Genomic DNA, 1,128 nt, shown 5'->3' with positions numbered 1-1,128 from the left:
GCTGCAAATTGCGTCGAGTTGCGTCCGAGCATATCTAGCCTCAGTTCAAGTCAATGACTTCGCCGTTGATCTGAACATGGCCGGAGGCCGCGAAGTTGAATTTCGTGCCGGTGATTGTGACGTTGCCATCCTTGTCCATCATGAGCTTTGATTGCCCACACTTAATGATGAACTCCTCGCCGGCGTTGATCGTCATCGTGTGTCCGACGGTAGTGTTCTTGTAGAGCCCTATCTGCTCCGTCCTGGCGATGCCTATCGTATCGGTGCGGAACTTCTCAATGACGGTGCTGACAATGCCACTGATCGGAAGGAGCTTGCTCAATAGTGCACCTAGACCAGAGCCGGCGGCGACCTGTTCTCCTCCAGCAGCGGTTGAGAAATTGCCTGCACTGTTAACCTCTCCGTTTGCAAGAAGGGAGGCAGCTTCGGTGGCGACGCCGGCAGAGGCTATTGCACCAGCGAATTCCTGAAGCAGAGGGTGGTCGATCGCCGCCGCTCCGTTCCTGCTGTCGAGGCCACCCGCAGCAGCGATACCGCTCAACATACCTAGCAGAGGTACGCCTGCAGCACCGCCCCCCACTGTGAGGTTCATCGAGCCGCCGATCTTCTCTTGATGGTTCTGCGCCACTTCGATGGACTTGTTCTGGCCGACGCTCTCAACTTGATGGGCATCCACCCGCTTGATACGGTTGTTGAGAACCTTAACCGTCTGGTCCTTCTGAGCATGGAAGAACATATTCTCCTTGCCATTCTCATCTTCGAACGACACCTCGTTGAAGCCTTGCCCCTTGTGGGTGTTGGAGCGCAGCACCATGCGGGTCTTATTCGCCGGCAGCGTGTAAGGCACGCCATTGGCCGGGTTCGGCACGACGCCTGTGACCAGCGGCCGGTCCGGATCCCCATCGACATAGGCGACCATGACTTCCATGCCGATGCGCGGAATGATCTGGCCACCCCAGGTCGAGCCTGCCCAGCTTTGCGCGACCCGCACCCAGCAGGTATCGGTGCCGTCCTTCTTGGCCTTGCGGTCCCAGGGAAACCACAGCTTGATGCGGCCATACTTGTCCGGATGGATTTCCTCGCCGGCGGGACCTGCAACAATCGCCACCTGTGTTCCCTCGATGCGCG

The 1,128-nt window shown here is 58.3% G+C and carries 1 protein-coding gene; it reads right to left on the bottom strand.

Going from position 1 to position 1,128, the window contains the following annotated elements; translation table 11 throughout:
- Positions 1 to 40: 40 nt before the first annotated feature.
- The coding region (locus E2F50_RS22800; protein ID WP_133318480.1) for a type VI secretion system Vgr family protein at positions 41 to 1,128 on the bottom strand (1,088 nt) is incomplete at its 5' end.

The sequence above is a fragment of the Rhizobium deserti genome (assembly GCF_004358025.1).
Classification (GTDB): Bacteria; Pseudomonadota; Alphaproteobacteria; order Rhizobiales; family Rhizobiaceae; genus Neorhizobium; species Neorhizobium deserti.
Note: the sequence above shows the minus strand (reverse complement) of the source record. Positions and strands in the feature narration are given on the sequence as shown.